The 25,259-nt window shown below is 71.5% G+C and carries 21 protein-coding genes; 5 read left to right on the top strand and 16 right to left on the bottom strand.

Annotation, left to right across the window (positions count from 1 at the left end):
* Nucleotides 1–108: 108 nt before the first annotated feature.
* Nucleotides 109–567 (bottom strand): roadblock/LC7 domain-containing protein, encoded by a 459-nt coding sequence (locus AB0I15_RS16495; protein WP_358095475.1) that lies wholly within the window; start codon nt 565–567, stop codon nt 109–111.
* On the bottom strand, nt 564–3,371 hold the full coding sequence (locus AB0I15_RS16490; RefSeq protein WP_358095473.1) for a nitrate- and nitrite sensing domain-containing protein: 2,808 nt from the start codon (nt 3,369–3,371) through the stop codon (nt 564–566). Before AB0I15_RS16490 ends, AB0I15_RS16495 begins: the two co-directional genes overlap by 4 nt.
* A 412-nt stretch (nt 3,372–3,783) precedes the next feature.
* On the opposite strand from AB0I15_RS16490, the gene AB0I15_RS16485 reads away from it, so the two are divergent.
* Genes AB0I15_RS16485 through AB0I15_RS16470 form a run of 4 tightly spaced genes read left to right on the top strand, consistent with a single transcriptional unit; the run spans nt 3,784 to nt 7,338 of the window.
* Entirely contained in the window at nt 3,784–4,767 is a 984-nt protein-coding gene (locus AB0I15_RS16485) for an ABC transporter substrate-binding protein (protein WP_358095471.1), read from the top strand.
* Complete coding sequence (locus AB0I15_RS16480; protein WP_358095469.1) at nt 4,764–5,540, top strand: ABC transporter permease subunit; 777 nt, start codon at nt 4,764–4,766, stop codon at nt 5,538–5,540. Before AB0I15_RS16485 ends, AB0I15_RS16480 begins: the two co-directional genes overlap by 4 nt.
* A complete protein-coding gene (locus tag AB0I15_RS16475) occupies nt 5,537–6,316 on the top strand; it encodes an ABC transporter permease (protein ID WP_358095467.1) in 780 nt (259 codons plus the stop codon). The genes AB0I15_RS16480 and AB0I15_RS16475 overlap by 4 nt, the downstream gene beginning before the upstream one ends.
* A gap of 17 nt (nt 6,317–6,333) precedes the next feature.
* The gene (locus AB0I15_RS16470) at nt 6,334–7,338 is read left to right on the top strand and encodes a methyltransferase (protein WP_358095465.1); all 1,005 of its coding nucleotides are present in this window, start codon (nt 6,334–6,336) and stop codon (nt 7,336–7,338) included.
* Here AB0I15_RS16470 and AB0I15_RS16465 read toward each other — a convergent pair.
* The 14 genes from AB0I15_RS16465 to AB0I15_RS16400 all read right to left on the bottom strand — a co-directional run bounded on the left by AB0I15_RS16465 (nt 7,289) and on the right by AB0I15_RS16400 (nt 22,089).
* The gene (locus AB0I15_RS16465; protein WP_358095463.1) at nt 7,289–8,671 is read right to left on the bottom strand and encodes a HAMP domain-containing sensor histidine kinase; all 1,383 of its coding nucleotides are present in this window, start codon (nt 8,669–8,671) and stop codon (nt 7,289–7,291) included. The genes AB0I15_RS16470 and AB0I15_RS16465 overlap by 50 nt on opposite strands.
* The gene (gene cseB, locus AB0I15_RS16460) at nt 8,668–9,333 is read right to left on the bottom strand and encodes a two-component system response regulator CseB (protein WP_358095461.1); all 666 of its coding nucleotides are present in this window, start codon (nt 9,331–9,333) and stop codon (nt 8,668–8,670) included. Before cseB ends, AB0I15_RS16465 begins: the two co-directional genes overlap by 4 nt.
* A gap of 15 nt (nt 9,334–9,348) precedes the next feature.
* Entirely contained in the window at nt 9,349–10,524 is a 1,176-nt protein-coding gene (locus AB0I15_RS16455; protein WP_358095459.1) for an ABC transporter permease, read from the bottom strand.
* Between the two features lie 2 nt (nt 10,525–10,526).
* Nucleotides 10,527–11,201, bottom strand: a complete 675-nt coding sequence (locus tag AB0I15_RS16450) for an ABC transporter ATP-binding protein (protein WP_358095457.1) — start codon at nt 11,199–11,201, stop codon at nt 10,527–10,529.
* The gene (locus tag AB0I15_RS16445) at nt 11,194–12,891 is read right to left on the bottom strand and encodes a peptidoglycan-binding protein (protein ID WP_358095455.1); all 1,698 of its coding nucleotides are present in this window, start codon (nt 12,889–12,891) and stop codon (nt 11,194–11,196) included. Before AB0I15_RS16445 ends, AB0I15_RS16450 begins: the two co-directional genes overlap by 8 nt.
* On the bottom strand, nt 12,891–13,676 hold the full coding sequence (locus tag AB0I15_RS16440) for a hypothetical protein (RefSeq protein ID WP_358095453.1): 786 nt from the start codon (nt 13,674–13,676) through the stop codon (nt 12,891–12,893). The genes AB0I15_RS16445 and AB0I15_RS16440 overlap by 1 nt, the downstream gene beginning before the upstream one ends.
* Nucleotides 13,677–13,920: 244 nt before the next feature.
* Entirely contained in the window at nt 13,921–14,502 is a 582-nt protein-coding gene (locus AB0I15_RS16435; protein WP_358095451.1) for a dihydrofolate reductase, read from the bottom strand.
* A gap of 133 nt (nt 14,503–14,635) precedes the next feature.
* Entirely contained in the window at nt 14,636–15,409 is a 774-nt protein-coding gene (locus tag AB0I15_RS16430; RefSeq protein ID WP_358095449.1) for an ABC transporter ATP-binding protein, read from the bottom strand.
* Nucleotides 15,406–16,464 (bottom strand): iron chelate uptake ABC transporter family permease subunit, encoded by a 1,059-nt coding sequence (locus AB0I15_RS16425; protein ID WP_358095447.1) that lies wholly within the window; start codon nt 16,462–16,464, stop codon nt 15,406–15,408. Before AB0I15_RS16425 ends, AB0I15_RS16430 begins: the two co-directional genes overlap by 4 nt.
* 2 nt (nt 16,465–16,466) lie before the next feature.
* Nucleotides 16,467–17,495, bottom strand: a complete 1,029-nt coding sequence (locus tag AB0I15_RS16420) for an iron ABC transporter permease (RefSeq protein WP_358095445.1) — start codon at nt 17,493–17,495, stop codon at nt 16,467–16,469.
* A 9-nt stretch (nt 17,496–17,504) separates the two neighbouring features.
* Nucleotides 17,505–18,542 (bottom strand): ABC transporter substrate-binding protein, encoded by a 1,038-nt coding sequence (locus tag AB0I15_RS16415; RefSeq protein WP_358095443.1) that lies wholly within the window; start codon nt 18,540–18,542, stop codon nt 17,505–17,507.
* A 513-nt stretch (nt 18,543–19,055) separates the two neighbouring features.
* Nucleotides 19,056–19,817: a class I SAM-dependent methyltransferase gene (locus tag AB0I15_RS16410; protein ID WP_358095441.1), complete on the bottom strand. Its 762-nt coding sequence runs from the start codon at nt 19,815–19,817 to the stop codon at nt 19,056–19,058.
* Nucleotides 19,818–19,860: 43 nt separating this feature from the next.
* Nucleotides 19,861–20,916: a methyltransferase gene (locus AB0I15_RS16405; protein ID WP_358095439.1), complete on the bottom strand. Its 1,056-nt coding sequence runs from the start codon at nt 20,914–20,916 to the stop codon at nt 19,861–19,863.
* Between the two features lie 102 nt (nt 20,917–21,018).
* Complete coding sequence (locus tag AB0I15_RS16400; protein WP_358095437.1) at nt 21,019–22,089, bottom strand: serine hydrolase domain-containing protein; 1,071 nt, start codon at nt 22,087–22,089, stop codon at nt 21,019–21,021.
* 329 nt (nt 22,090–22,418) lie between these two features.
* Here AB0I15_RS16400 and AB0I15_RS16395 point away from each other — a divergent pair, with 329 nt between their 5' ends.
* Nucleotides 22,419–25,235 carry a BTAD domain-containing putative transcriptional regulator gene (locus AB0I15_RS16395; protein ID WP_358095435.1) on the top strand — a complete coding sequence of 939 codons (2,817 nt, stop codon included), beginning with the start codon at nt 22,419–22,421 and terminating at the stop codon, nt 25,233–25,235.
* Nucleotides 25,236–25,259: the final 24 nt, after the last annotated feature.

The raw sequence follows: 25,259 nt of genomic DNA, 5'->3' as shown, positions 1-25,259 counted from the left end.
GGCTTCGTTCAACGAGAAGCGAGATGCCGGCCATGTCTGGCGGCGGGCACAGGCGGTTGCCTCGGCGTCCGCCGCCGGGAACGCGGTGATCGTCCGCGTCGGGTGCGCTCAGTTGCGCCGGTGTCGATCCGTCGTCTGCATCACCCTGGACTGGCTGGCGCGCAGATGCCGGCGTACGGCGGGCGTCAGCACCTGGCCCGTGCGCTCCGCCATGAGCGTCATGTGGTACGCGACCAGCGCCATGTCGCTCTCGGGCCCGGCGAGCACGGCCAGGCAGGAGCCCTCGCCGATCGACATGGTGGTCAGCATCATCCCGTTGTCCATCTCCACCGAGCTCTGCATGACCCCACCGCCCTCCAGGACCCCGGCCGCGGCCTCCGACAGGCCCACCAGCCCGGCGGTGATCGCGGCCAGCCGGTCGGTCCGGTCGATGGGGAAGCCCGACGACGACGCCAGCGGCAGGCCGTCACAGGAGAAGACGACGGCGTGGGCCACCCCCGGGACGATGCCGACGAACTCACTGATCAGCCAGTCGACCTCGTAGGCCATGTAGCTCAGGTCGTTCATGCGCCCGGTCCTCTGTTCGACGGGTCAGGAGCGCCCTTGCCCATGCTGATGTCGTCGCGAGCCGACCGGTATCCCTGCTGGAAGCTGGACAGACGGCTGCGCAGCCGCTCGGCGGAGACCGACGGCATCGGCGTCGGCGTGACGTCCTTGGGCGCGGGGGCGGGGGTCGGTGAGGCCGAGCCGGGCACCAGGTTGGCCTTGGGCACCCGCTTGGGCAGCCCGGCGGCCGTCGAACCGTCGCGTACCGGCTCCACGGCGGCCGCCTTGGCCGCGTTCCAGCCGGCGTCGGCCGCACCCCAGCTCGCCGCTCCCTGCTCGAACCACGCCGACTCGATCGAGGCGTAGATCGGCAGGTAGTCGTCCGAGGTCGCCTTGGTGGTCGGGATGGGGCCGGTGGACGCCGACGCCGTCTCGGGGAAGTCGTAGCCGGACGGTCTCAGCGGCGGCTCGTCCAGGCTGTCGCGGACGCTCAGGTTGGGGCGTCTGGGCAGGAAGGGTTCTTCGCCGGTCAAGCCGGGCCGGGGCCGCGACGGCGTCCACGCGTCGGCGGCGCCGTACGGGCCCGTGGCAGGGGAGCCGTACTGGCCTGTGTCGACGCTGCCGTACGGGCCGGTGCCGGCGGCGCGCGGCACGGACGGCCAGCCGGGGTCCGCCGCCCGCTCGGCCGGCGCGAGCCAGGAGCCGGACGGGTGCGAGGGGTACGACGGGTGCCCCGGGCTCATCTGGAAGGGGCCCCACTGCGGGGCTGGGGGGAAGGCTTCGGGGACGCCGCCGGGGTAGCCGGGCGGCTGCGTGCCGAGCAGCGACTCGGGCATCAGGACCATCGCGGTGAGCCCGCCGGGCTCGTGCGAGCGGAGCTGCACCCGGACGCCGTGCCGGTGCGCCAGGCGGGCGACCACGAACAGGCCCATGCGCCGGGAGACCGACACGTCCACGGTGGGCGCGTCGATGAGGCGTTCGTTGGCCTGGGCCAGCTCGTCGTGGGTCATGCCGATGCCGAGGTCGCTGATGGCCAGCATCACGCCGCCGCCGTCGATTCGGCTGCCCGAAACCGTGACCCGGCTCTCCCTCGGCGAGAACGACAGCGCGTTCTCCACGAGCTCGGCGAGCAGGTGGATGATGTCGTTGACGGCCTGCCCGGCCACCGAGGCGCCGTCGGGCACCTGGAGCACGACGCGCTCGTAGCTCTCGACCTCCGAGAGCGAGGCGCGGGCGACGTCGACCAGCTTGACCGGCTTGCTCCAGCGGCGCGGCGGTTCCTGGCCGGCGAGGACCAGGAGGTTCTCGCTGTTGCGCCGCATGCGGGTGGCCAGGTGGTCGAGCTTGAACAGGTTGCCGAGCCGCTGCTCGTCCTGCTCGCCCTGCTCCAGGCCGTCGATCAGGGTGATCTGCCGCTCGACCAGCGTCTGGCTGCGGCGCGACAGGTTCACGAACATCGCGTTGACGTTGCTGCGCAGACGGGCCTCCTCGCCGGCCAGCCGGACCGCTTCGCGGTGCACCTCGTCGAACGCCCGCGCCACTTCACCGATCTCGTCCTTGGAGGAGACGGCGATCGGCGGCACCGTGACCGTCCGGGTGTCGACCTCGCTGGTGCGGAGCTGGCGTACGAGCTCGGGCAGGCGCTGGCTGGCGATCATGAGGGCGTCCCGGCGCAGCCGCCTGAGCGGCAAGACGAGCGAGCGGGCCATGACCGCGGTGATGCCGAGGACCAGGATCAGCAGCGTGGCCAGGATGATGATGTTGAGCGTGGCCGCGGACCGGTCACTCGACTGGATGTCGGCGCTGCGGGTGCCGACCTGCTCCAGCAGCGACCGCTGCACGGTGTGCAGCCGGTTGACGGTGTCGCTGATGGCGTTGAACCACAGGGTGACGTCATTGGTGGTCGAGGCGTCGAGCCGCTGGAGGGGCAGGCCGGCGTTGGCCAGGAACACGGCCCTGTTGATGTAGAACTCGCCCCGGCCGACCTCCACGCTGGTGACCGTGTTGTCGTGGAACTGCCGCTGCGCCAGCGTGGCCACGGCACGGAACGAGGCGCGTTCGCTCGCGCGGTTGGAGCGCGCGTCGAGGAACGCCTTGTGCTCGGGCTCTTCGAACGACCCCTTGACGAGCGCGATCGTCAGCAGGCCGCGCAGCTTGGCGGCCTCCTCCTCGGAGCGGGCGACCGCGCGCAGCGCCGCGCTGGTGGAGATGAGCTGCTCGTCCGTCGAGCCCTGCGCCACCTCGTCGTACAGTTGCAGCATGTCCGCGATGGCCTCGGAATACTTCTCCATCGTCGGCAGTGGCGGCAGTTGGGCGTTGTCGCCGGACACGGTCTGGCGCAGTGAGGGGAGCTGGGTCAGCCGGACGCGGACGGCGGCCAGTTTCCTGCTGCCGAGATCGGACAGCGAGTCGCCGACCGCCGCGGCGGCCGCGTTCGTGCGCAGCACGCTGGCATCGACGATCTCCCGCTGGCTCGCGAGCCGCTCCAACTGCTCTGGAGCCCTGTTGGAGGCGACATAGTGCGCGGAGAGGTCGCGTTCGAGCGCCATCTCGCGTGACAACTCGCCGAGCTGGGTCACCAGGGTGCCCACGTTGCTGATGCGCTCGTTCTGTTCGGCGCTGCTGATCGAGATGCCGACCCGCAGGGCCCCCAGGATCACGGCCACCAGGGTCGGGAGCACGATCAGCGTGATGAGACGGGTGCGCACACGCCAGTTCCGCAGCGCCATCGGGTTCCCGTGGGCATGCGCCTGCTCCGCTGACTTCTCCTCGGCCAGTGGCCGTTCCTGCGGAACGGCCACGCCGGTACGACCAACTTGGGTCATCTTTGTCCTTACCGATGGGAAACATCCCGACGGCCTGCCTTGGAAGACTTCGGCCGCGCTGCTGACTGAACGCGGACCAGCTCCGGTGCCGCTGATTGAACGCGGGCAAGCTCCGGCGCAATTCGACCACAAACCTCATAAGTTGGCCAACGCCCCAGGGGTATTAAATAAATAAACCTTTGCATCTCTCTCCAACTGTCCCATGCGACAGTTCGGCGGCTTGATCTCCCGGTCATCGGATCATTTGGGAGCGTGCCCACCGTTCGCCCTGGTGGCTCAATTCATTTGCAGAGAATTCCAAGAGAACGTCATCCGATGCGGCTTCGGCCTCGACCTCGCCTTCGGTACTCTTCACGCTCGGTGCCCCGGTGCCGATCACCGGAGGCTTCCTGCTGTTAGGAGAGAACCCCAAATGAACCGCATAGTGCGCTGTCGCGCCCTCGTGCTCGGCGTTTCGGCCACTCTGTTATTCGCCGGCTGTGGCGGAAACGGTGAGCCCGCCGGCTCGACGGGCGGCAATGGCTTGGAGAAGAGCACCATCAGGGTCGGCGCCATGCCGATTCCCGACCCGGCCTCCCTCTACATCGCCATCTCCAAGGGCTTTTTCAAGGAGGAGGGCCTGACGGTCGAGCCGGTGCCCATCACCGGTGGCGCGGCGGCCGTCCCGCAGATCAAGAACGGCCAGCTCGACATCACCCAGAACAACTACGTCTCCACCTTCCTGGCGGTGAGCACAGGGGAGAAGTTCAAGCTCGTCGCGGACATGTACCAGGCCGGTCCGAACGCCTACAACATCATGGTCCCGAAGGATTCGCCGATCAAGACGGTCGAGGACCTCAAGGGCAAGACCATCCTGGTCAACAACCTCAGGAACATCGCCACGCTGGCCGTCACGACCCAGCTCAAGGTGGCCGGTCTCACCGAGAAGGACGTCAAGTTCGCCGAGAAGCCCTTCCCCGACATGGGCAACGCGCTCCAGGCCGGGCAGGCCGACGCGGGCTGGATCACCGAGCCGTTCATCACCGCCAACCAGAGCAGGCTGGGCTTCCGTAAGATCGCCGACACCATGACGGGCCAGACCGAGGACCTGCCGATCGCGGGCTGGATGGCCACCGACGAGTGGGTGCAGAAGAATCCGAAGACGCTGGCCGCCTTCCAGCGGGCCATCGCCAAGGCGCAGGAACTCGCATCGAACAACCGCAAGGAGATCGAGGCGATGCTGCCCACGTACACGAAGATCGACGCGAAGACCGCCTCGGTCATCACCCTGGGCACCTTCCCGAGCGCGCTGACCGCCAACAGGCTGCAGAAAGTGGCCGACCTCATGCTCGAGTACAAGTACCTCAAGAGCCCGATCGATGTGAAGTCGGTCATCGCGGCGCCGTCGGACGGATGAGCCGTTCGCGTCTCTTCCGCAGTGTCGCGGGCGTCGCGGGGTTCCTCGTCGCGGGCGAGTTGGTGATCCGGTTCGGGCTGGGCAACGGCGTGATCTTCCCTCCGCCTTCCGCCATCCTGCTGGAGGCCGGGGGGCTGGCGGCCGACGGGGAGTTCCTGCGCGGAGCGCTCACGACGCTCACGAACTGGGCGCTCGGCCTGCTGACGGCGGTGGCCGTGGCGGTCCCGGCAGGTGTCCTGCTCGGCGCGCTCGCCCCGATGGAGCGCGCCGTCCGGCCCGTGCTGGAGTTCCTGCGGCCCATCCCCTCTGTCGCGATCATCCCGCTGGCCATCCTGCTGATCCCGGTGGACGGGCTGATGAAGGTCGGCGTCATCGTGTACGCGGCCGTCTGGCCGATCATGTTCAACACCCTGTACGGCATGCACGACGTCGACCCGCTGGCGAAGGACTCGCTGCGCAGCTTCGGGTTCGGCCCGCTGGCCGTGCTCTGCAGGGTGAGCCTGCCCAGCGCCGCGCCCTTCGTCGCGACCGGCGTCCGGATCGCCGCCGGGATCGCGCTGATCATCGCCGTCAGCGCCGAACTGTTCGCCGGCGGCACCTCCGGCCTGGGGGTCTTCGTCATCCAGGCGGGCAGCGGGGACAGGACCGACCTCATCATGGCCGCCACGCTGTGGGCCGGCATGTTCGGCCTGCTGGCCAACGTGGCGCTGCGGGCGGCCGAGCGCCGGCTGTTCACCTGGCACCGGGCGCGTACGGGCGCGGCGGAGACATGAGATCACTCGCCGGTATCTGGGCGATCGCCCCTGTCATCATCGTCTGGGAGCTCGTCACCCGGCGGCTCGGGGGCATCGACTTCCCGCCGCCCACCACGATCGTCGCCCGCATGCGCGAGTTGTGGTTCTCGGGCCCGCCCGCCCGCCTGTTCCTCACCGACGAGGCCGTGGACAACATCCTGCCCAGCCTGGGACGCATGTTCTCCGGCTGGCTCCTGGCCGCGTTGATCGGCGTGGTCGCGGGGGTGGTGCTGGGACGATCGCGGGTCGCGGCCGACTACGTGGACGCGCTGATCGAGTTCGGCCGCGCGGTTCCGCCGCCGCTGCTCCTGCCGCTGTTCCTGGTGCTGTTCCAGGCCGGTCTGGCGATGCAGCTCGCCGCGATCGTCTCCGGCGTGATCTGGCCCGTGCTGCTCAACTCGATCGACGGCGCCAGGAACGTCGACCGCACCTACACCGAGACCGCCATGGTGTTCGGGCTGTCGAGGGCGCAGCGTCTGCGCCGCATCGTCATCCCCGCAGCCTCACCCAAGATCGTCGCGGGGCTGAGGCTGAGCCTGTCGCTCGCGCTGATCCTCATGGTGATCTCCGAGGTGTTCGGCAGCACGGACGGCATCGGCTACCAGTTGCTGCAGGCGCAGCGGAGCTTCGACACCGCCGGCGTCTGGGCGACGATCGCCCTGCTGGGCGTGCTCGGCTACATCGTCAACTCGCTGTTCGTGCTCGCCGAGCGCCGGGTGCTGATCTGGCACCGGCAGGCGAACCGTACGCCATGACCTCTGGAAAAGGACACATGCCGTCATCCGACAGCCTCCTCTGGGAGGCGGTTTCCGGGATCTCCCGCTTCGCCGCCCTCTTGACCATGGCGGAACTCGGCGTGGCCGATCAGCTCGCGCGGGGACCGCTCGGCACCGAAGAGCTCGCCGCCAGGTGCGGCGCGCACGCTCCCTCGCTCCGCCGCGTCCTGCGCGAGCTGGAGAGCATGGGAGTCGTCCGGCCGGCCGGCCCCGACGGATATGACCTCACCGAGGAGGGCTCGGCGCTCCGCTCCGACGTCCCGGGCTCGATCCGCTCCTCCCTGCGCCTGCTCGGCGAGGAGAGCTTCTGGTACGCCATGGGCAAACTGCCGGACACGGTACGCGAGGGCAGCTCCGCGTTCATCGCCAGATACGGCGACCTCTACGATCACCTGGCCCGGAACCCCGGCGTCAGCCGCGTCTTCGACGACTACATGACCACCAGGGCCGACGTGTTCACGCGCGGCCTGGTCACGCGGTACGACTTCACCGGCGTCGAGACCATGGTGGACGTCGCCGGGGGCAAGGGCTCGATCCTGGCCACGGTGCTGGGGGCCAATCCCGGCATGCGGGGCATCCTCCTCGATCTCGGCCACGTGGCGGCCCACGCGGAGGAGGTGCTGGCCGAGGCAGGCCTGGCGGATCGGTGCGAGGTCGTGGCCGGGAGCTTCTTCGACTCGGTGCCCGCGGGAGGGGACGTCTACCTGCTGGCCAGCGTCCTGCACAACTGGGGCCATGACGACGCCGTACGGATCCTGCGGAACGTCCGGAGCGCGATGAAGCCCGGCGGGCGCGTGCTGGTGCTGGAGGTGGTGCTGCCCGACGGCGCGGAGCCGCATCTGGGCAAGGACCTGGACTTGCGGATGCTGGCCATCTTCAACGGCGGCTCGGAGCGTGGCCGGGCGGAGTACGCGACGCTCTTCGCCGCGGCCGATCTGGAGCTGGTGGAGGTCATGGAGCTGGGCGCGGGGGCGAGCCTCCTCCAGGCCGAGCCCATCTGACCCGGCCCGGCCCGCCCGTCGCCGGCGAACCCGTGGCCGGGCGGGGAAGACGGAGGGTGGCGCTGGCGCCGCCGTCGGGGGCGTTGGCCAGGGTCAGGCCGGCGCCGATGACGTGGGCCTGGCCCTGGGCGATGGTGAGACCGAGGCCGTGACCGTGGCCGCGTTCGGCGGCGCCGGTGCGGAAGCGGCCGGGGCCGTCGGCGAGGAGGTGCGGGGGGAAGCCGGGGCCGTGGTCGCGGACCTCGATCAGGTGGTCGATGATCGTGATCCGAATCGGGGGGCGGCCGTGGCGGTGGGCGTTGAGGAGCAGGTTGGCCAGGATGCGGTCCAGACGGCGGGGGTCGGTCTCGGCCACCGGCCCGCCGTGGGCCACGACCGTCGCCGTGACACCGACGCGGGTGGCGGATTGTGCGGCCAGGTCGGCCAGCGGCACCCGCACGTGGTCGGCGGTCTCGGCGCCGGCGTCCAGGCGGGAGATCTCCAGCAGGTCCTCCACCAGCGTGCGCAGCACCCGGACCCGGTCGCGGACCAGGTCGGTGGCCTCGCCCTCGTCCAGCAGCTCGACCGTGGCCAGCAGACCCATCAGCGGGGTGCGCAGGTCGTGCGCGACGTCGGCGGTGAAGCGCTGCTCGGCCAGCAGCCGATGCTGCAGGCTCGCCGCCATCGAATCCACCGCGACACCGATGTCGGCGATCTCATCCCCGCCCCGGCGGGTGGTGGCGATGCGGCCATCCGGGTCGCCGCGGCCGGAAGTGACACCGGCGTTCGGGTCGCCGCGGTGGGTGGTGGTGCGGGCGTTCAGATCGCCGTTCGCGATGCGGCGGGCGGTCACGGCGACCCGGCGTAGCCGCCGGTTGGCCGGTTCGGCCGCCAGCACCGAGAGCGGCAGCACCACGGCCAGCGCGATCAGCGCGGCCCGGACCATGGCCCGGTCCAGCGCGCTCAGCCCGGCCAGGTCCGAGCCCATCTCCACCTGCGCCACCGCCACCAGCCCCCCGTCCACCCGACGCGCCGCCCACATCCACCGCTGTTCCGGATTCGCCTCGTCGTACAAGGTGGCCGGCGATTGCGCGGCCAGCCGCCGGCGCAGCGCCGCGGGCAGCGTGACCGGATCCCGGACCCACTCCGTCCACCGCACCGGCCCCACCGGCTGGGCGCCCGCCCGGTAGTCGCGGGCCACCAGCGCGGCCGCCTCCAACGCCCGGCTCTCACCGAGCCGCATCGTCCGCTCCCACGTGGTGCGATGCACCAGCACCCCGACCACGGCCACGACCGCGCAACAGGCCAGCGCGATCAGCGCCGCCACCTTCCACCGCAGCGAAACCGCCCTCACGATGTACGCAACTTGTAACCGAACCCGCGCACCGTCTCGATCCGCTCCGCCCCGATCTTCTTCCGCAACCGCTGCACACACAGATCCACCACCCGGCTGTCACCGTCCCAGCCGTAATCCCACACCGTGCGCAGCAACGTGGCCCGCTCCAGCACGATCCCCGGATGCGCGGCGAACTCCAGCAACAACCGCAACTCACTCGGCGCCAACTCCACGAGCCGCCCCCCGAGCCGCACCTCCAACGCGGCCGGATCCACCGTCAACGCCCCGAACACCAGCACCCCCGACACCTCGACGGGGGGCGCGGCCCGGCGCAGCAGCGACCTGATCCGCGCCACCAGCACCGGCACGTCCACCGGCTTGACCACATAATCGTCGGCCCCCGCCTCCAGGCCCGACACCACGTCCAGCGAATCACCCCGGGCCGACATCATCAGGATCGGCACCTGACTGGACTCCCGGACCCGCCGGCACAACCCGATCCCGTCCAGCCCGGGCAGCATCACATCCAGCAGCAGCAGATCATGGCCGCCCGCCCGGAAGACCTCCAGACCGCTCAACCCGTCAGCGGCGGTGACCATCCGATAGCCGTAGCGTTCCAGGGCCAGGCCGACCGACGTGCGGATCACGTCGTCGTCCTCCACCAGCAGCACAGATGTCATGAAAAATACGCCAATCTATCGAAGAGCGTTGACCGGCTCCATCCGAGCGGCGCGCAGAGCCGGATACAGGCCCGCGAGCAGCCCGACGACGGCACCGGCGGCGGGCGCCATGACCGCCAAGCGTACGTCCATGACCGGCGTCCACTGCTTGACGGCGCAGATCGCGACGATCACCACGATCCCTCCGGAAGCGCCGATGACGCCCCCGGTCAGCCCGGTGAGAGTCGACTCCAGCAGGAACTGCGCGGCGATGTGGCGGCGGGCGGCGCCGAGGGCGCGGCGCAGGCCGATCTCGGCGATGCGCTCCATCACGGTCACCAGCGTGACGTTGGCGATGCCGACCGCGCCGACGACCAGGGAGACCAGCCCGAGGATCAGGAAGAGGGCGTTGACGTCGCCTTCCACCGCGTCGCGTGCCCTGGTGGGGCTGGGCGGTGAGATGACCTGGAGGAGGGCCTCGTTGCCGGGGCTGAGCGCGGCCGGCGCCTGCTCGGCGATCAGCTCGGCGGCGCCGAGGCCGGTGTTGACCAGGACCCGGGTCACGGTGCCCAGGCCGTAGCGCTCGCCGACGGCCGGCGGCAGCAGGACCGCGCTCGCGAGGCTCTTCTCCCGCTTCAGGTCGCCGAGCACGCCGATGACGGTGTACGCCTGGGTGCCGATGAAGACGGCCGGGGCCCGCGTCAGCCGGGTGATGCCCAGCAGTTCGGCCGCGTGCCGGCCCAGCACGACGACCTTGTCCCCGCGGGCGATGTGCCCGGCGTCGAAGTAGCGGCCCTCGATCATCCTGCCTTTGACCGCGGCGGGCAGGCCGGGGCCGCTGGCGAGCACGGCCAGCGTCTGGTCGGTGACCCGGGTCGGGTCGATGACGTCGTTGGAGCGGACGGTGAGGTTGGCGCTCTGTTCCGACTCGGCGAGCGCGGCTGCGGAGACCACTCCGCGCAGCCGCGTCACCCGGCCGACGTCGGCCCAGCCGACCAGGGGGAACGGGTGCTCGGGGACCTCGACCGTGACGGAGGTGGCGGTCAGCTCGTCGAAACGGCCGACGATCTGGTCGCCCGCCGTCGCGGCGACGCCCAGAGTGACCACGAGCGTGGTGATGCCCAGCACGGTGCCCAGCGTGGTCAGCGCCGAGCGCACGGGGCGGGCCAGCAGACCCGCCACGGCCTCGTTCAGCAGGTCGCGAGGGTGCACGTCTACTCCTCCGTCAGGACGCCGTCGGTGATGCGCACGCGGCGCCCGGCCCGGTCGCTCACGTCGCTCTCGTGCGTGATGACCACGATGGTCATCCCCTGGGCACGCAGGTCGTCGAACAGGTCGAGCACGGCGCCGGTGTTCCTGCTGTCGAGGTTGCCGGTGGGCTCGTCGCAGAGCAGCAGCGACGGGTCGCTCATGAGGGCGCGGGCGATGGCGGCGCGCTGCCGTTCGCCGCCGGACAGCCGGCCGGGCGGGAAGTCCACCCGGTGCGAGAGCCGTACGCGCTCCAGGGCCCGCAGCGCGCGGTCCCGCCGCCCCGCGCGCGGCGCCGGGCCGTAGACCTCGGCCAGCATGACGTTCTCCAGCACGCTGCGGTGCGGCAACAGGTGGAAGGACTGGAAGACGAAGCCGATGCGGCTGCCGCGGATGGTGGTCCGCGCGCTGTCCTTCAGGGCGATGGTCTCGATGCCGTCGAGCCGGTAGCTGCCGCTGGTCGGCCGGTCGAGCAGGCCGAGCGTGTTGAGCAGGGTGGACTTCCCGGACCCCGACGGGCCGATGACGGCGACGTAGTCCGATCTCTCGACCCTCAGGTTGACGGCGGACAGCGCCCTGACGGGCGGGTCGGCGGGGAACTCCTTGGTCAGGTCGTCGAGCAGGATGACCGGCTCAGGCACTGTTGATCACCACCTGGTCGCCCGGCCTGAGGTCGCCGGTCACCTCCACGGCCCCGTCGGCGGACAGGCCGGTGCGCACCTCCACCTCCTTGGTCCGGTCGGGCGCGATCTCCACCTGCACCCGGGCCTTGCCGTCCGCGGCGGTGACGACCGCCGCCGCGGGCACCGCGAGCACGTCGCCGCCGGTGGCGCCGATGGTCACGCGAACCGTGACGGGCGTGCCGGCGAGCTTCCTGAGACCCCTCATCGAGGCAGGGGAGATCGTCACCGGCACGGCGCCCTGCGTGACGCGCCCGCCGAGCGAGGTCACCGTGCCCGCAAGGGTCCTGCCGGCCTCGGTCTCGATGCTCGCGTCCAGGCCCGTCCTCACCCGCTCGGACTCGGCCACGTCCACCGAGCCGGAGACCACGATGGCGGAGCTTGTCACCGTGGCGATCGACTCGTCGACCGGCTCGCCCGCCTTGACGGCCGCCTTGTGCAGGCGGGCGGGCAGCTTGGGCAGGAAGACGACCTCTCCCGGCGGGACCGTGGTGCCGTAGGTCCGGGAGAACTCGGCCAGCAGCGCCCGCGCCGCGGCCAGGTCGCTCCGGGCGTTGGCCACCTTGAGCTCGACGGGCGAGAGCTGCCGGGCCTGCCTGAGCGTCTGCTCGGCGGTGACGACGGCCTCGCGCGCCACCCGGACGTTCTTCCCCAGCTCGGTCAGCCGCTTGGCCCGCGCGACCCCGGCCTCCTCCCGTACGCGCTCCAGAGCCGACCTGGCGGCGGCCAGATCCGCTCGGGCGTTCTCCACCCGGAGTTCGAGCAGGCGGGTGTCGGCGGGCGGTCCGGCCGTGGTGCTCGCGGCAGGGCTGGGGACGGGGGTGGGGGTCGCGGTGGCCTGGGCGAGCTCCTGCCGGGCCGCCAGCAGTTTCTCCTCGGCCGCCCGTACGGCGCCCTCGGCGGCCTCGAGCCTGGTGTCGTCCTCGGTGGTGTGGTCCTGGGCCCGCGCGCCCTTCAGCGCCTGTTCGGCCTCCTTCAGGTCCTGCCGGGCGTTGGCGAGCTTGACCTTCAGCGGGAGCACGTCCTTGCCCTGGTCAAGGGCCTTACGCTCGGTCACGAGCACTTCCTGTGCGGTCCGTACGGCCCGGCGCAGCTCGTCGCGCCGCTGCCGCAGCTCCAGGGTGGGTCGCTGGGCCTGGTAACCCCGCTTGGCGTAGAAGCGCGACACCGCGGCGATGGTCGCCTGGTCGAACACGCCGCTCACGGGCACGCGGTGGCCGAGCCTGCGCAGCGCCTTCTGCAACTGCGCGACGTCGGCCCCCTTCGCGCCGGGGACGATGGCGCGGTGCATCGGCACCTTGCCGGCGAAGACGAACACCGGACGCCCGTTCACCTCCATGATCACCGCGCCCTCCGCGAGGGTGCCCCGCCGGGGAGCGCGGGTGGCGCGCTGGACGGTCTCGCCGCCGCCCACGACCCCGGCCAGCGACACCGGGTACGGCGAGCCGTACTCCAGGGTGCCGCTGACCACGACGGTGGCGACCAGCCTGCGCCGCTCGACCGGGGCGGTGACCAGCGACGGCCTGGGCGGCTTGCGGGCCGCCGCCTCGTCGGCGGGGGAGCGCAGCAGGGTGCCCACGCCCCAGCCGGTCCCCGCGATCACCAGGACCACGGCGAGCACGAGCAGCAGCTTGCCGCGAGGGGTGCGCATCACCGCTCTTGGAACCCGTACTTCACCCGGGCCTCGTTGGTGAGCCGCCGCTGCTTGGGGATGAAGGCGGCGTAGAAGTCCTTGCCGCACTCCAGGTCGACCAGCGCCGACGTGATCTCCTTGGCGAGGTAGGGCCTGGCCTGCTCCGCCGTGACGGTGCCCGCCTTGCCGAGCCGCTCGGACTGCTCACCCCACACCACCATGCCGCGCACGCTCAGCGCCAGCGGCTTGGCGGAGGTCACCCGCTCGCCCTTGGACTTCAGGCACTCGGCGAACGGCGCGGCGAGCTCCACGAGCTCGGGGTCGCCGTCGAGGGCCTTGTCGATGTTCTCGATCTCCGTGCTCATCTGGTCCTGGTAGTCGGCCACCGAGGTGACCTTCAGGCCGTTCACCTGCTGGAGGGCGGTGACCCGGCACTCGTTCAAGGTCTTGAGGTAGGACTCCCGCTTGGCGCCGGAGAGGCCGTCGATCGTCGCCTGGTTGGGGTCCGGCGCCCGCGTCTCGGGCGGTTTCGGATAGACGACGGCGGAGAAGACGCCGAAGCCGTTCTTGGCGCGGTCCGCCTTCATCGCGGCGTGGTCGGCGGGGTTCGCGTCGGCCTTCTTGGGCTGACTGACCGAGGGGGTGTAGGAGAAACCCTTCCGCTTCATGCAGGTGGCGATGACGGTCTCCCGCTCGCGGACCTTGTCCACCGTGGCACCGCCGCCGTCGGCCGTGGGGGCGGGCGCCTGCCCGCAGCCGGTCAGCACCGCCAGACCGAGCAGACCGCACACCAGCACACGCATCAGGGACTCCTTCTCGGTGGGGATCACGCCGTCTTCACGACGCCGTGGCCACTCTGGAGCCCTTTTCCGTCCGCTCCGCATTGACGGGGTATCGGCCGGCGCTCAACCGTGTATCAGCCGCGTATCAGGCGTCCCGCCTCGCCGTGGGCTTCGGAGGCGGTCCGGTCACGCGATGACCGGTTCGCGTGACCCTGGCCGGGTCTGTCCGGCCAGGGTTCGTCACGCCGCGAGAGGTCGCCGCCCGTCAGTGGCGGACCCGGTAGCGCAGGTGCAGCACCCGGTCGCCCTGGATCACCACGTGCGGGTCCTCGAGCAGGTGCTGGGTGTCGACCGAGCCGAAATAGCGCTTGCCGGAGCCGAAGACGACGGGGACGACGTCCAAGGCCACCTCGTCCACCAGGCCGAGGGCCAGCGCCTGGCCGCCGACGTCGCCCGCCGCCACACCGACCGTACGGTGCTCGCCCGCGAGCTCCTTGGCCTTGGCGATCGCCTGCGCGACGTCGCCGACGAAGTGGTACGACGCCTCGGGGTGCCACCCGTCGGGCTTGGGCCGGTGCGAGACCACGACCACGTGCTCGCCCGCCGGCGGCGACCCTTCCCAGCCGTTGGTCATGTCGAACAGGTGCCGCCCGATCACCATCGTCCCGATCCCCTCCCAGGTCGGCTTGATGTACGCGGCCGAGACCCGCGAGACCGTGATCCCGCTGCCCTCGACGAGTTCGACGTCGCCGTTGTAGTACCAGTCGAACAGGGGGCCGATCTGGTCCTTCTCGTCGGCGATGAAGCCGTCCACCGACACGACGTTGTGCATCACCACGGTGCTCATCACATCTCCCAGAGGTTCGGAGGGCTTGCCCTCGCCCTTGTGCGTGCTCTCACAGACGCGTCGAACGGGGAGACGGCGGATCGACATCCGATGTGGAGAATTTCTCCAGCCGGGATCTACGGCGGTTCGGCGATCAGGAGGGCACCACCATCGGTGTGCCGGCGACCGGGTCGGGCACCACGACGCAGGCGAGGCCGAAGACCTTCTCGACCAGCTCGGCGGTGATCACCTCGGCCGGGGAGCCCTCGGCGACGATGGCGCCCTCCGACATCGCGATGACGTGGTCGCAGAAGCGGCAGGCGAGGTTGAGGTCGTGCAGGACGACCACGATGGTCTTGCCGGACTCCGCGTTCAGTTTCCGCAGCAGCCGCAGCAGCTCCACCTGGTGGTTGATGTCCAGGTATGTCGTGGGCTCGTCGAGGAGCAGCAGGTCGGTGTCCTGGGCGAGCGCCATCGCCACCCAGACGCGCTGCCGCTGGCCGCCGGAGAGCTGCCGCAGCGGGCGGTTGACCAGGTCGGCGGTGCCGGTGGCGTCGAGGGCGCCGGCGACCGCGTCGTCGTCGCGTTCGGTCCAGCGGCGAAACCACCCCTGGTGCGGGTAGCGGCCGCGGGCGACCAGGTCGGCGACGGTGATGCCGTCGGGCGCGAGGGGGGTCTGCGGCAGCAGCCCGAGCACCTTGGCCACCTCGTGGGTGCTCATCTCGGTCAGCGCCTTGCCGTCGAGGTAGACGGCGCCGTGGCGGGGCTTGAGCAGCCGGGCCAGGCCGCGCAGCAGCGTGGACTTGCCGCACGCGTTGGCGCCCACGATCGCGGTGATCTTGCCGTCCAGGACCTGGACGTCGAGGTCGGTCACGACCGCCTGGTCGTCGTAGCCGAGGGTCACGCCCTCGGCGCGCAGTCGGGTCATCCACCCGCTCCTTGCCGGTTGGTGGTGGCCAGCAGCCACAGCAGGTAGGGTGCGCCGACCGCGCCGGTCACCACGCCGGTGGGCAGCGGCGCCGGCAGCAGGTGGGCGGCGATGAGGTCGGCGATGAGCAGCAGCGCGGCGCCGACCAGCGCGGCTGGGACGATCCCGCCCGTGGCGGGGCCGAGCAGCCGGTTGGCGATCGGTCCCGCGACGAGGGCGACGAAGATGATGGGACCGGCGACCGCGACGGCCAGGGCCGTCAGCACCACCGCCGTGGCAAGGAGGCCGGCACGGCTGAGCTCGGTACGGGTGCCCAGCGCGCGGGCGGTGTCGTCGCCGAGTTCGAGCGCTCGCAGGTGCCGCTGCAGGAGGAGGGCGGTGGGCAGGAGGACCACCAGGGCGGCGAGGAGGAGCCGGAGCTCGCTGGGGTTGGCCTGCCCGACGGAGCCGGTCAGCCAGTGCATCGCCTGCCGGGCCTCGAAGAGCTGGGCCCGGGTCAGCATGTAGCCGATCAGGCCGTCGAAGAAGAGCGCGACGCCGATGCCGATGAGGATGAACCGGTAGCCGGCGACGCCGTCGCGCCAGGCGAGCACGTACATCAGCAAGGCGGCGACGAGGGCCCCGACGAGGGCGAGCGCGCTCACGGCCAGGCCGCTGACCTGCAAGAGCACGATGCCGGTGATGGCGGCGAGCCCGGCACCGGCGTTGATGCCGACGAAGTCGGGGGAGGCGAGAGGGTTGCGCAGCAACTGCTGGAAGATCGTCCCGGCGGCGCCGAGGGCGAGCCCGACGGCCAGCCCGGACGTGGCGGTGGGCAGCCGCAGGTCCCGGACGACGAAGTCGACGCTGGGATCGTCGCGGAGGTGCAGCACCGAGGTGACGACCTCGCCCGCGCCGAGCTGGAAGCTGCCCACCATCATGGTGAGCACGAACAGCGCGCCGACGGCCACGACCAGCAGGCACGTCACCACGAGCGAACGGGTGGCCCGGTGACGCCGGGTGGTGCGGAAGGCGTCGACGGTCGTGGTCGCGTTCATGATCATCGTCGTTTTCACGGTCACATCTCCGACAGCCGGCCGTAGCGGACGATGCCGACGAACGCGGGCGCCCCGAGCACCCCGAGGACCACGCCGACCTGCAGTTCGTCGGGAGCGGCCAGCACCCGGCCGAGCACGTCGGCCAGCAGCAGCACGACGGGGGCCAGCAGCATGGAGTACGGCAGGATCCACCGGTAGTCCGGCCCGCAGATGAACCGCGCGACGTGCGGCACGACCAGCCCGACGAAGACGATCGGCCCGCAGGCGGCCGTGGCGGCGCCGGCGAGCACCGCGACCACCGCGAACGCCAGCGCCCGGGTCCGGGTGACCCGCTGGCCGAGACCGCGGGCCATGTCCTCACCGAGCGCGAGCCCGTTGAGCGCCCGCCCGAAACCCAGCGAGGCGACCAGCCCGAGGACGAGGAACGGCGCGACCCCGGTCAGGATCGGGGCGTACCGTCCGGCCAGCGATCCCACCTGCCAGAACCGCAGCTCGTTGAGCGCGTTCACATTGGTCATCACGATCCCGGTGGTCACCGAGGCCAGTCCCGCCGTGACGGCCGCGCCGGCCAGGGCCAGCTTGATCGGGGTGGCGCCCTCCCGGCCGAGCGACGCGATCGCGTACACCAGCACGAGGGCCCCGATCGCCCCGGCGAAGGCGAACCAGACGTAGACGCCCGCGCCGCGCACGCCGAGCACCGTGATGGCGAAGACCACGAAGGCGGCCGCGCCGGAGTTGATGCCCATGATCCCGGCGTCGGCCAGCGGGTTGCGGGTGACGCCCTGCAGGACCGCGCCGGCCACGCCGAGGGCGGCGCCCACCAGGATGCCGAGCAGCGTGCGGGGCACGCGCAGCTCCAGCGTCACCGTGCTGGTGATCGACCCGTCGGTGTCCATGCTGCCCAGGGCGCGCAGCACCTCCGGCAGGCCGATCGAGCGTGAGCCCAGGGTGATGCTGAGGAAGGCGACCAGGGCCAGGAGCACGCACAGCACCACGAGCCCCGGCCCGAGGGCCGTGGCTCTGCGTGCGAGATGTGTCGAACCGCTCATAGGTGGGGGTCAGTCGCCGATGTTCGGGTCCGCGGCCTTGATCGCGGTCGTCAGCTTGTCCAGCTCGGTGGCGAAGTGGCCGTAGGTGTGCAGCCAGTACGCCGGCCACGACACGACCGCCCCCGCCTTGGCCGCCTTGATCCTGAACCAGGTGGGCTGCTTCTTGGCCCACTCGTCGTTGGACGTGGGCTTGAAGGTCCGGCCGTCGAACAGGATCAGGTCGGGCTGGTACTTGTCGGCGTTCTCCCAGCTCAGGTTCTCCCAGTAGGGGAAGCCGGGGTCAGGGGTGTCGGGGGTGATCACCTTCATCCCCCAGCGCTGGAAGTCCAGCAGCTCGGGGGCGTACTCGGGGTTGGCCACGTACACCTTGTCGTCGGCGGGCGACATCGCGGCCACGGTGAGGCCCGACTTGGCCGCGATCGCCTCCTTGAACTTGACCACCGCCTCGTCGAAGCGTTTCTTGTTCACGGCGATCTCGGGGGAGTCGACGTTGGCGCCCAGGCTCTTGGCGAGGTCCTCGTACCCCTTGGCCAGGTCGACGATCGACTTGCCCTGTGAGACGCCCACCACCGGCGCCAGCTCGGCGAGCTTCTTGCTCTTCTCGTCGACGCCCTCCTCCAGGCCGCTGTGCGCCTTCTCCGCGGGCCACCAGTCACCGACGATCAGGTCCGGCCGCAGGGACGCGGCCTTCTCCACGTCGATCTTGCCCCACTCCTGGCCCAGGATCTCGATGCCGGTGAGGTCGAGGTCCTTCAGGTTCGCGTCGGTCTTGACCGACTCGTCGGAGTAGATGCCGACCGGCTTGATGCCGAAGGACATCAACGCGGCCGCCTCGCCCGCGTGCGCGATGATCCGCGTCGGTGTCTTGTCCGCTTTGATGACCTTCCCGGACCCGTCGGTGAACGACCAGGGGCCGGAGGGTGCGGCGGAGGCCGCCGCGGTGGTGGCGGTGGTGCCGGTGCTGCCGGAGGTGTTGTCTGCGGAGCCGCAACCGGCGAGCGCAACGCTCAGGACGGTGAAAACCAGGACCGGACGCCATGCGCGCATGGTGGAGCTTCCGTTCTCGTGTTGGGTGAGCACCGAAAAGTCAACAGTTAGGCAAGGCTAACCATGGTTTCCGCTTTTGGCTAGAAGGGCGCCCGCGGGCGGTCGTCCGGAGGCCCCTGCCAAAGTGGGGTGCCGCGGGTGACGATCGATCTCCGGGCCGGCTCATCGGCGGTGGGGCGCTCGTGTGCGCTCCGCTCGTGTACTTCGCGGGCCTGCTGCTGCGTTACCTGGCGCCACTCCGCCGGGTTCACCGCCGGGCAGCAGGCGGAGTTCTCCCGGGCGCCGTTCGCGGCCCCCGCACAACTGGCCGCGTACCTGGCGGAACCCGGCATGGTGCTGCTGGCCGTGGGCGCCTACCGGGCGGGGATCCTGGGGCCGGTCCGCAGTCTGGTCCTTCCGGCGCGGAGCGCGAGCAAGGCCAGGAGTGAGGCGATCACCCGACCTGGCGGACCGAGGTGGCCCTCAGCGACCTCACCCCCGCCCCGTCCCTGTCGACGGCCTGCCCCGCTCGGCTCAGCGGGCCAGCACGAGCAGGTCGCAGTCTTCCTCGACGGGGCCGGGGTCGGATCGCGTGGCGAGGTCCGCGTCCAGCGCGGCGAACCCCTCGGCGATCTCCTGCTCGGTCAGGTGCTCGAAGACCGAGTTGGCGCGCAGCCGCAGTCGCGCGGCGTAGTCGGCGCGGCCGGCCGCCAGCCGGTGCCGGACCGAGGTCAGGGCGACCGGGCGCAGGCCGGCCGGGGCGAAGGCGTCCGTCACTTCGGCGACGGTGGGGAAGAGCTCTTCCTCGATCGCACGGGCGCGCGGGAACCAGCGGTGCCACAGCGGGTCGGGCATCCGATCGGCGAAGGCGTTGCGGATGAGCAGCCGGCCGCCGGGGGCCAGCACGCGGGCGATCTCCATGGCCGCCGCCGGCAGATCCTGGACGTGGTGGATCACCAGGTAGAGCAGGGCCAGGTCGCAGCCGTCGCCAGGCAGGGGGATCCGCTCGGCGGAGCCCTCCAGATAGCTGACCGACGGGTGCGCGGCGAGCTCCATGGCCACCTGGCGCATCCGGGCGGAGGGCTCGACGCCGTAGACCGGGCCGCCGAAGGCGCCGGCGAGGGCGGGGGTGAACCGGCCGGTGCCGCTGCCCAGGTCCAGGACCGTCAGCGGCCGCCGGGACGGTGAGTGCCGCGCGAACTCCGCCATCCAGGCGGCGACGACGTCGGGGGGCAGCGCTCGGCCGCGGGCGTAGACCAGGTGCTGGCGGTCGTCGTAGTCGATGCGTTTCAGCACATTTCCGAACCTATCCCGGCGTCCCGGTGACCGTACGGCGCTCTCAAGGGCTCCGCGGAGCGCAGACGAGGATGAGGTGCCCGAGCTCCGTGCCGCGAATGTCGGCGATGTCGAGCCCGGCTTCGGCGGTGAGGGCGCGGTAGTCGTCGACGGTGCGCTCCCGGCCGCCGCTGAGGACGAGCATGCGCAGGTTCATCTCGGCGGCCATGGCCGGATCGGTGCCGGGAGCGCCGTGCGACTCGATCACGACGACCCGCCCGCGCCGTCCGGCCGCGTCGGCGCAGCGGCGCAGGATCAGTACGGCGTCGTCGTCGCCCCAGTCGTGCACCACCCGCCTGAGCACGTACACCTCACCCCCGGCGGGCAGCGGATCGAAGAAGCTCTGGCCGGCGAACGCGCACCGCGCGGCCAGCCCGCGCTCGGCCAGGTAGTGCCGGCCTCGAGCCACCGTGTCCGGCAGGTCGACGAGCGTGCCCCGGATCTCCGGGTGGGCGGCCAGCACCTCGGCGAGCAGGACGCCGCTGCCACCGCCGACGTCGACCACATGCCGCGCACCGGACCAGTCGTACCCCCTGGCCGCGTCGGTGACGTAGTCGGCGCCGATCGCCATCATCGCGTCGAACGACGCGCTCATCTCGGGGTTCGCGGCGAGATGGTGCCAGAACGGGGCGCCGAAGACCGTCTCCCAGGCCGGTTCGCCGGTGCGGACCGTGTGCAGCAGGCCGGTGAAGGCCAGGTCCATCTGCCCGCCGAAGCCGTCCAGGTCGAGCCGCTCCCGAATGCCGGCAGGATGGCCGGACGCCAGCAGCGCGGCGGGCTCGTTGACGGCGAACCTGCCCGGCTCCCGTTCGGTGAAGATCCCCCGGCCGGCCAGGTGACGCAGCAGCCGGCCCAGCGCGTCGGCGTCGGTGCCGGACCGGCGGGCCAGCTCCTCGACGGGCACCGCGTCGCCGGCCATCAGGTCGGCCAGCCGCAGCGTGGCCGCGACCCGCACCGCCATCGGCGTGACCAGGTCCGTCACGGGTGCCATCACCTTCCAGGCCGCCTCCCATGCCGACTCCCGGCCTGGCTCGTCGTGATCACCGTCAGCGCTGGTCACGGTCAGGTTCCTCTCGTGCCGGGGGATGCTGGGCCCGCCTGCCCGGACGCTAACACGCGACCGGTGTCCTCGGTCTTGGACAAAAGGGAAGTGAGGCCGCGGTCAGCAGAACACGGTGGCCAGGGCCTTCGGCAGCGCGTCGGCCGGGATGTCGCCGGTGTACGGGTTCGCGGACAGCACCAGGGTCCGCCCCTCGTCCGAGCGCAGCGCGTACGTGAGGTAGCCGAAGATCCCGCCGCTGTGCCCGTACACGCTCTTGCCGCAGGTCAGCTTGAACTCCTGGAGGCCGAGGCCGTATCCCATGCCCTCGCCCGCCGGGGCGGTGGCGCGCATCTGCTTGAGCGCGGACGCGCTGGTCAGCCTGCCGCTCATGAGGGCGTCGAAGAAGCGGGCCAGGTCCGCCGTGGTCGAGATCATCTCGCCCGCGCCGTACTCGAGGGACGGGTTGATCCTGGTGGCGTCCACGATCTTGCCCTGGTAGGAGGCGTAGCCGTGGGCGTGCGGCCGGGGCATGGCCTTGTCGTGGCCCGGCAGGAAGGTCTGGGTCAGGCCGAGCGGGCGCAGGATCCTGGCCTTGACGGCGTCGGCGTACGAGCCGCCCGTCAGCTTCTCGATCAGCAGGGCGGCCACCACGTAGTTCGTGTTGGAGTAGCGCAGGCCCGCGCCCGGCTTGAAGTACGCCGGCCTCGACCGGCCGACGGCCAGCAGCTCCTGCGGCGTCTGGTCGTACAACGACTCCACCGGCCGGAAGTCCCGCACCGACCAGCCGGGGATGCCGGCGCCCGCGTAGTCGAACAGGCCGCTGGTGTGGCCGAGCACCTGCCGCACCGTGATCGGGCTGTCCTCGGGCAACGCCTGGGGCAGGTGCTCGGCGATCGGGTCGTCGAGGGACAGCCTGCCCTCGTCGGCGAGCTGGAGCACGACCGTGGCCACGAACGACTTGGTGACGCTGCCGATCCGGAAATGTCCGGCGGGGTCGGCGGGCTTGCGCGAGGCCATGTCGCGGTATCCGGCCGCGGCCGTCCAGCCCTTGCCGTCCTCGCTCACCCGGACCAGTGCGGCCGCCAGGGCCTTGGTCGTGACCAGGGCGTCGAGCTGCCGTTCGAGGGAGTCCTGGACGGGAGACAGGGTGGTCAGGGTGAGGGCGAGCGCCGTGATCTTGGTGAGCATCATGGGGATGACGCTAGAGATCCGGGACGGGCCGGGGCCATGCGGGCGACCGTACGGCGACCTGGGGTAAACCCCAGCGAGCCGGGCGACGGAGTACGGGCAGTCCCACGAGGGCACGGCGACAGCTTTCACCGGTGACCGGCGCCCCAGGCAGCCCCGCCCGCGCACCGATCGAACCGGCCGCGCCATCGCGGCGACAGGGACACGAAAGGCGGACGACGCGGCGGATACCTATGTTCGCCACTGTCCGCATGCCTCTGACGTATCCGAACGAGGTCGACGTGATTGTTTTCCGAGTGCTTGGCCCGCTCGAAGTGGAGTGTGACGGAAAGATGCTCGCGATCGCCGCGAGCAAGCAGCGGATCGCGTTGGCGACCTTGCTGCTGAACGCCAACCAGAGCGTGTCGGTGGAGCGGCTGATCGATCGGCTGTGGCACGACGACGTTCCGCACGACGCCCGTTCCTCGCTGCACACGCACATGGCCCGGTTGCGGCAGGCGCTGGGCGACGGCGAGGAGGGACCGGGCCTGATCGAGTCCGGCCGGGGCGGCTACCTGCTGCGGGCCGATGCCGAATCGCTGGACCTGCTGCGGTTCCGGCGGCTGGTGGCCGAGGCGGCGCAGGCGCCCGCCCATGCCGAGGCGCCGCTGCTGCGGGAGGCGCTGGGGTTGTGGGGTCGCACGGTGCTGAGCGATGTGCCGTCGGAGGTGCTGCATCGTGACGACGTGACCGCTCTGACGGCGGAGTGGACGAAGGTGCAGGGACGGTGGTTCGACCTCGCCCTGTCCTCCGGAGAGGGCGCGCAGGTCATCGGCGAGTTGCGGGTGGCGCTGAGCGCCCTGCCCTTGAGCGAGCGTCTGTGCGTGCAGCTCATGCTGTGCCTCTACCAGGCGGGACGGTCGGCGGAGGCGCTGGAGACCTACGAGGAGGTACGCAGAAGGCTGCGCGAGGAGCTGGGCCTGGAGCCGAGCCAGGAGATGCGCCGCGTGCAGACGCTGGTGCTGCGCCAGCAGCCGATCGAGACGTGGCTGGAGAGCGGCGGCGACGCCGTGCCGCGTCCGGAGAGGAGAGCGGGACCGGATCCGCGACCGGACGAGCCGGACGCGCGGCGGGAGAGGGCGAAGCGGCTCGTGGGGCGGTTGCCGGCGGACGTGCCCACGTTCACGGGCCGGGCCGCCGAGGTCGAATCGTTGACGGCCGCGCTGGACCTGCTGGGGGTCGCGGCGATCGCCGGGCCGGGCGGCATCGGGAAGTCCGCGCTGGCCGTCCACCTCGCCCATCGGATCGCCGACCGCTTCCCCGACGGGCAGCTCTACCTCAACCTGCACGGCGCCAACGGCGACGTGCCCGCGCTGAGCCCGCGCGAGGCGCTGAGCCGGGTCCTGCACGCGATGGACGTGCCCGTCTCGGCGGTTCCCGACGACCTGGAGGAGGCGGCGAGCCTGTTCCGCTCGGTGACCGGCGGCCGGCGGCTGCTCATGGTGCTGGACAACGCCCGCGATGTGCGGCAGATCCGCCCGCTGCTGCCCGGCGGCAGGGGATGCGGCGTCCTGGTGACGAGCCGCCGCATGCTGACCTCGCTCGACGGAGCGCGGCACCTGCAGTTGGACGTGCTGCCGGAGGAGGAGGCGCACACACTGCTCGGCCGGCTGCTGGGCGCCCCGCGCCTCGCGGCCGAGCCGAGGGCCAGCGCGGAGGTGGTACGCCGCTGCGGCGGCCTGCCGCTGGCCCTGCACATCGTGGCCGCCCGCCTGATCATCCGCCCCGCCTGGCCGGTCTCGGCCATGGCCCGCCGGCTCCAGAGCGCCGAACGGCTGCCCGGCGGCGAGCTGGACGACGACCGGGCCATCCGCGCCAGCTTCATGGTGAGCTACCAGGACCTGCTGACCTTCCCCGGCGGCGGGCCGGCCGCGCGCGTGTTCCGGCTGCTCGGCCTCTTCGACGGCCACGACATCGGCGTACGGGCCGCCGCCGCGCTGGCCGGGGTGCCCGCCGAGCAGGCGGAGAGATCACTCGAACTGCTGGTGGACGCGCAGTTGGTGCAGACGTACGCGCCCGGCCGCTATCGCCTGCACGACCTGCTGCGGCTGTTCGCCCGCGAGCTCTCCGCGCAGGAGGGCGACGCGGCCGGCGCGGTGCGGCGGATGCTGCGCTTCTACCTGGCCACCGCGCGTCACGCGGTGGGCGCGCTCAGCCGGTCGCAGGTGTGGCGGGCCGAGGTCGGGCCGGCCGTGCCCGCCGGTGACGGCATCGCGCTGGAGACACCGGCGCAGGCGCTGTCCTGGACCGACGCCGAGGGGCACAACCTGGTGGCCGTGGTGCTGCAGGCGGCCAGGAGCAAGGACGACGACCTGACCGTGGCGCTGGCCGCGACGTTGTCGTACGTGGTGTTCACGCGGGGCCGGTGGCGCCGGGAGCTGCGGATCTGCGAAACCGCGATGGAGGCGGCCACCCGGTCGGGCAACCCGCTCTACCAGGCCATCATCCACCAGAACCTGGGCACCGCGCTGTCGGCCAGCGATCGGATGGCCGAGGCCGTCCCCCATCTGAAGCAGGCGTTGCGCGCCTACCGGCAGGTGGGCGTGGCCCGCCACGAGGCCACCCTGCTCGACGACCTGGGCAGCGCCCTGTGCCGGCTGGGCGACCACGCCGGGAGCGTCGCCCACCACCGGCAGGCGCTGGAGATCCACCGCCGGCTGGGCAACCGGCTCGGCGAGGGGATCACCCTGACCAACCTCGGTCTCGCCCATCAGCGGATCCGGTGCTTCCGCGACGCCTCCCGCCTGCACCATCAGGCCATCGCCGTCTTCCGCGCCGCCGGCAACCACCGGCTCCACGCCGCCGCGCTGGGCAATCTCGCCGAGGCGTGCCGCCTGGCGGGCCGGCCCGAGCGCGCCACCGGCCACTTCGAGCAGGCGCTCGACCTCGACCGTCGCGAGGGGCACAGCGGCTCCTACGGGCATGCCGAACGCCTGTGGGGGCTGGGCCAGGCCCTGCACGATCTGGGAAAGCTCCACGAGGCGCGCAGTCATTGGGACGAGGCCGCCGCCATCCTGCACGACCTCGGACTCATCTCGGCGGGCGAGCGGGACGACATCCGGACGAGCGCCGCGCCGGCGACCCCGAAGGTCATCCAGCAGCAGCTTTGACGCCCGCCGGCGAACGCGTCCCGA

Source organism: Nonomuraea sp. NPDC050643, from assembly GCF_040654715.1.
Taxonomy (GTDB): Bacteria; Actinomycetota; Actinomycetes; order Streptosporangiales; family Streptosporangiaceae; genus Nonomuraea.
Note: the sequence above shows the minus strand (reverse complement) of the source record. Positions and strands in the feature narration are given on the sequence as shown.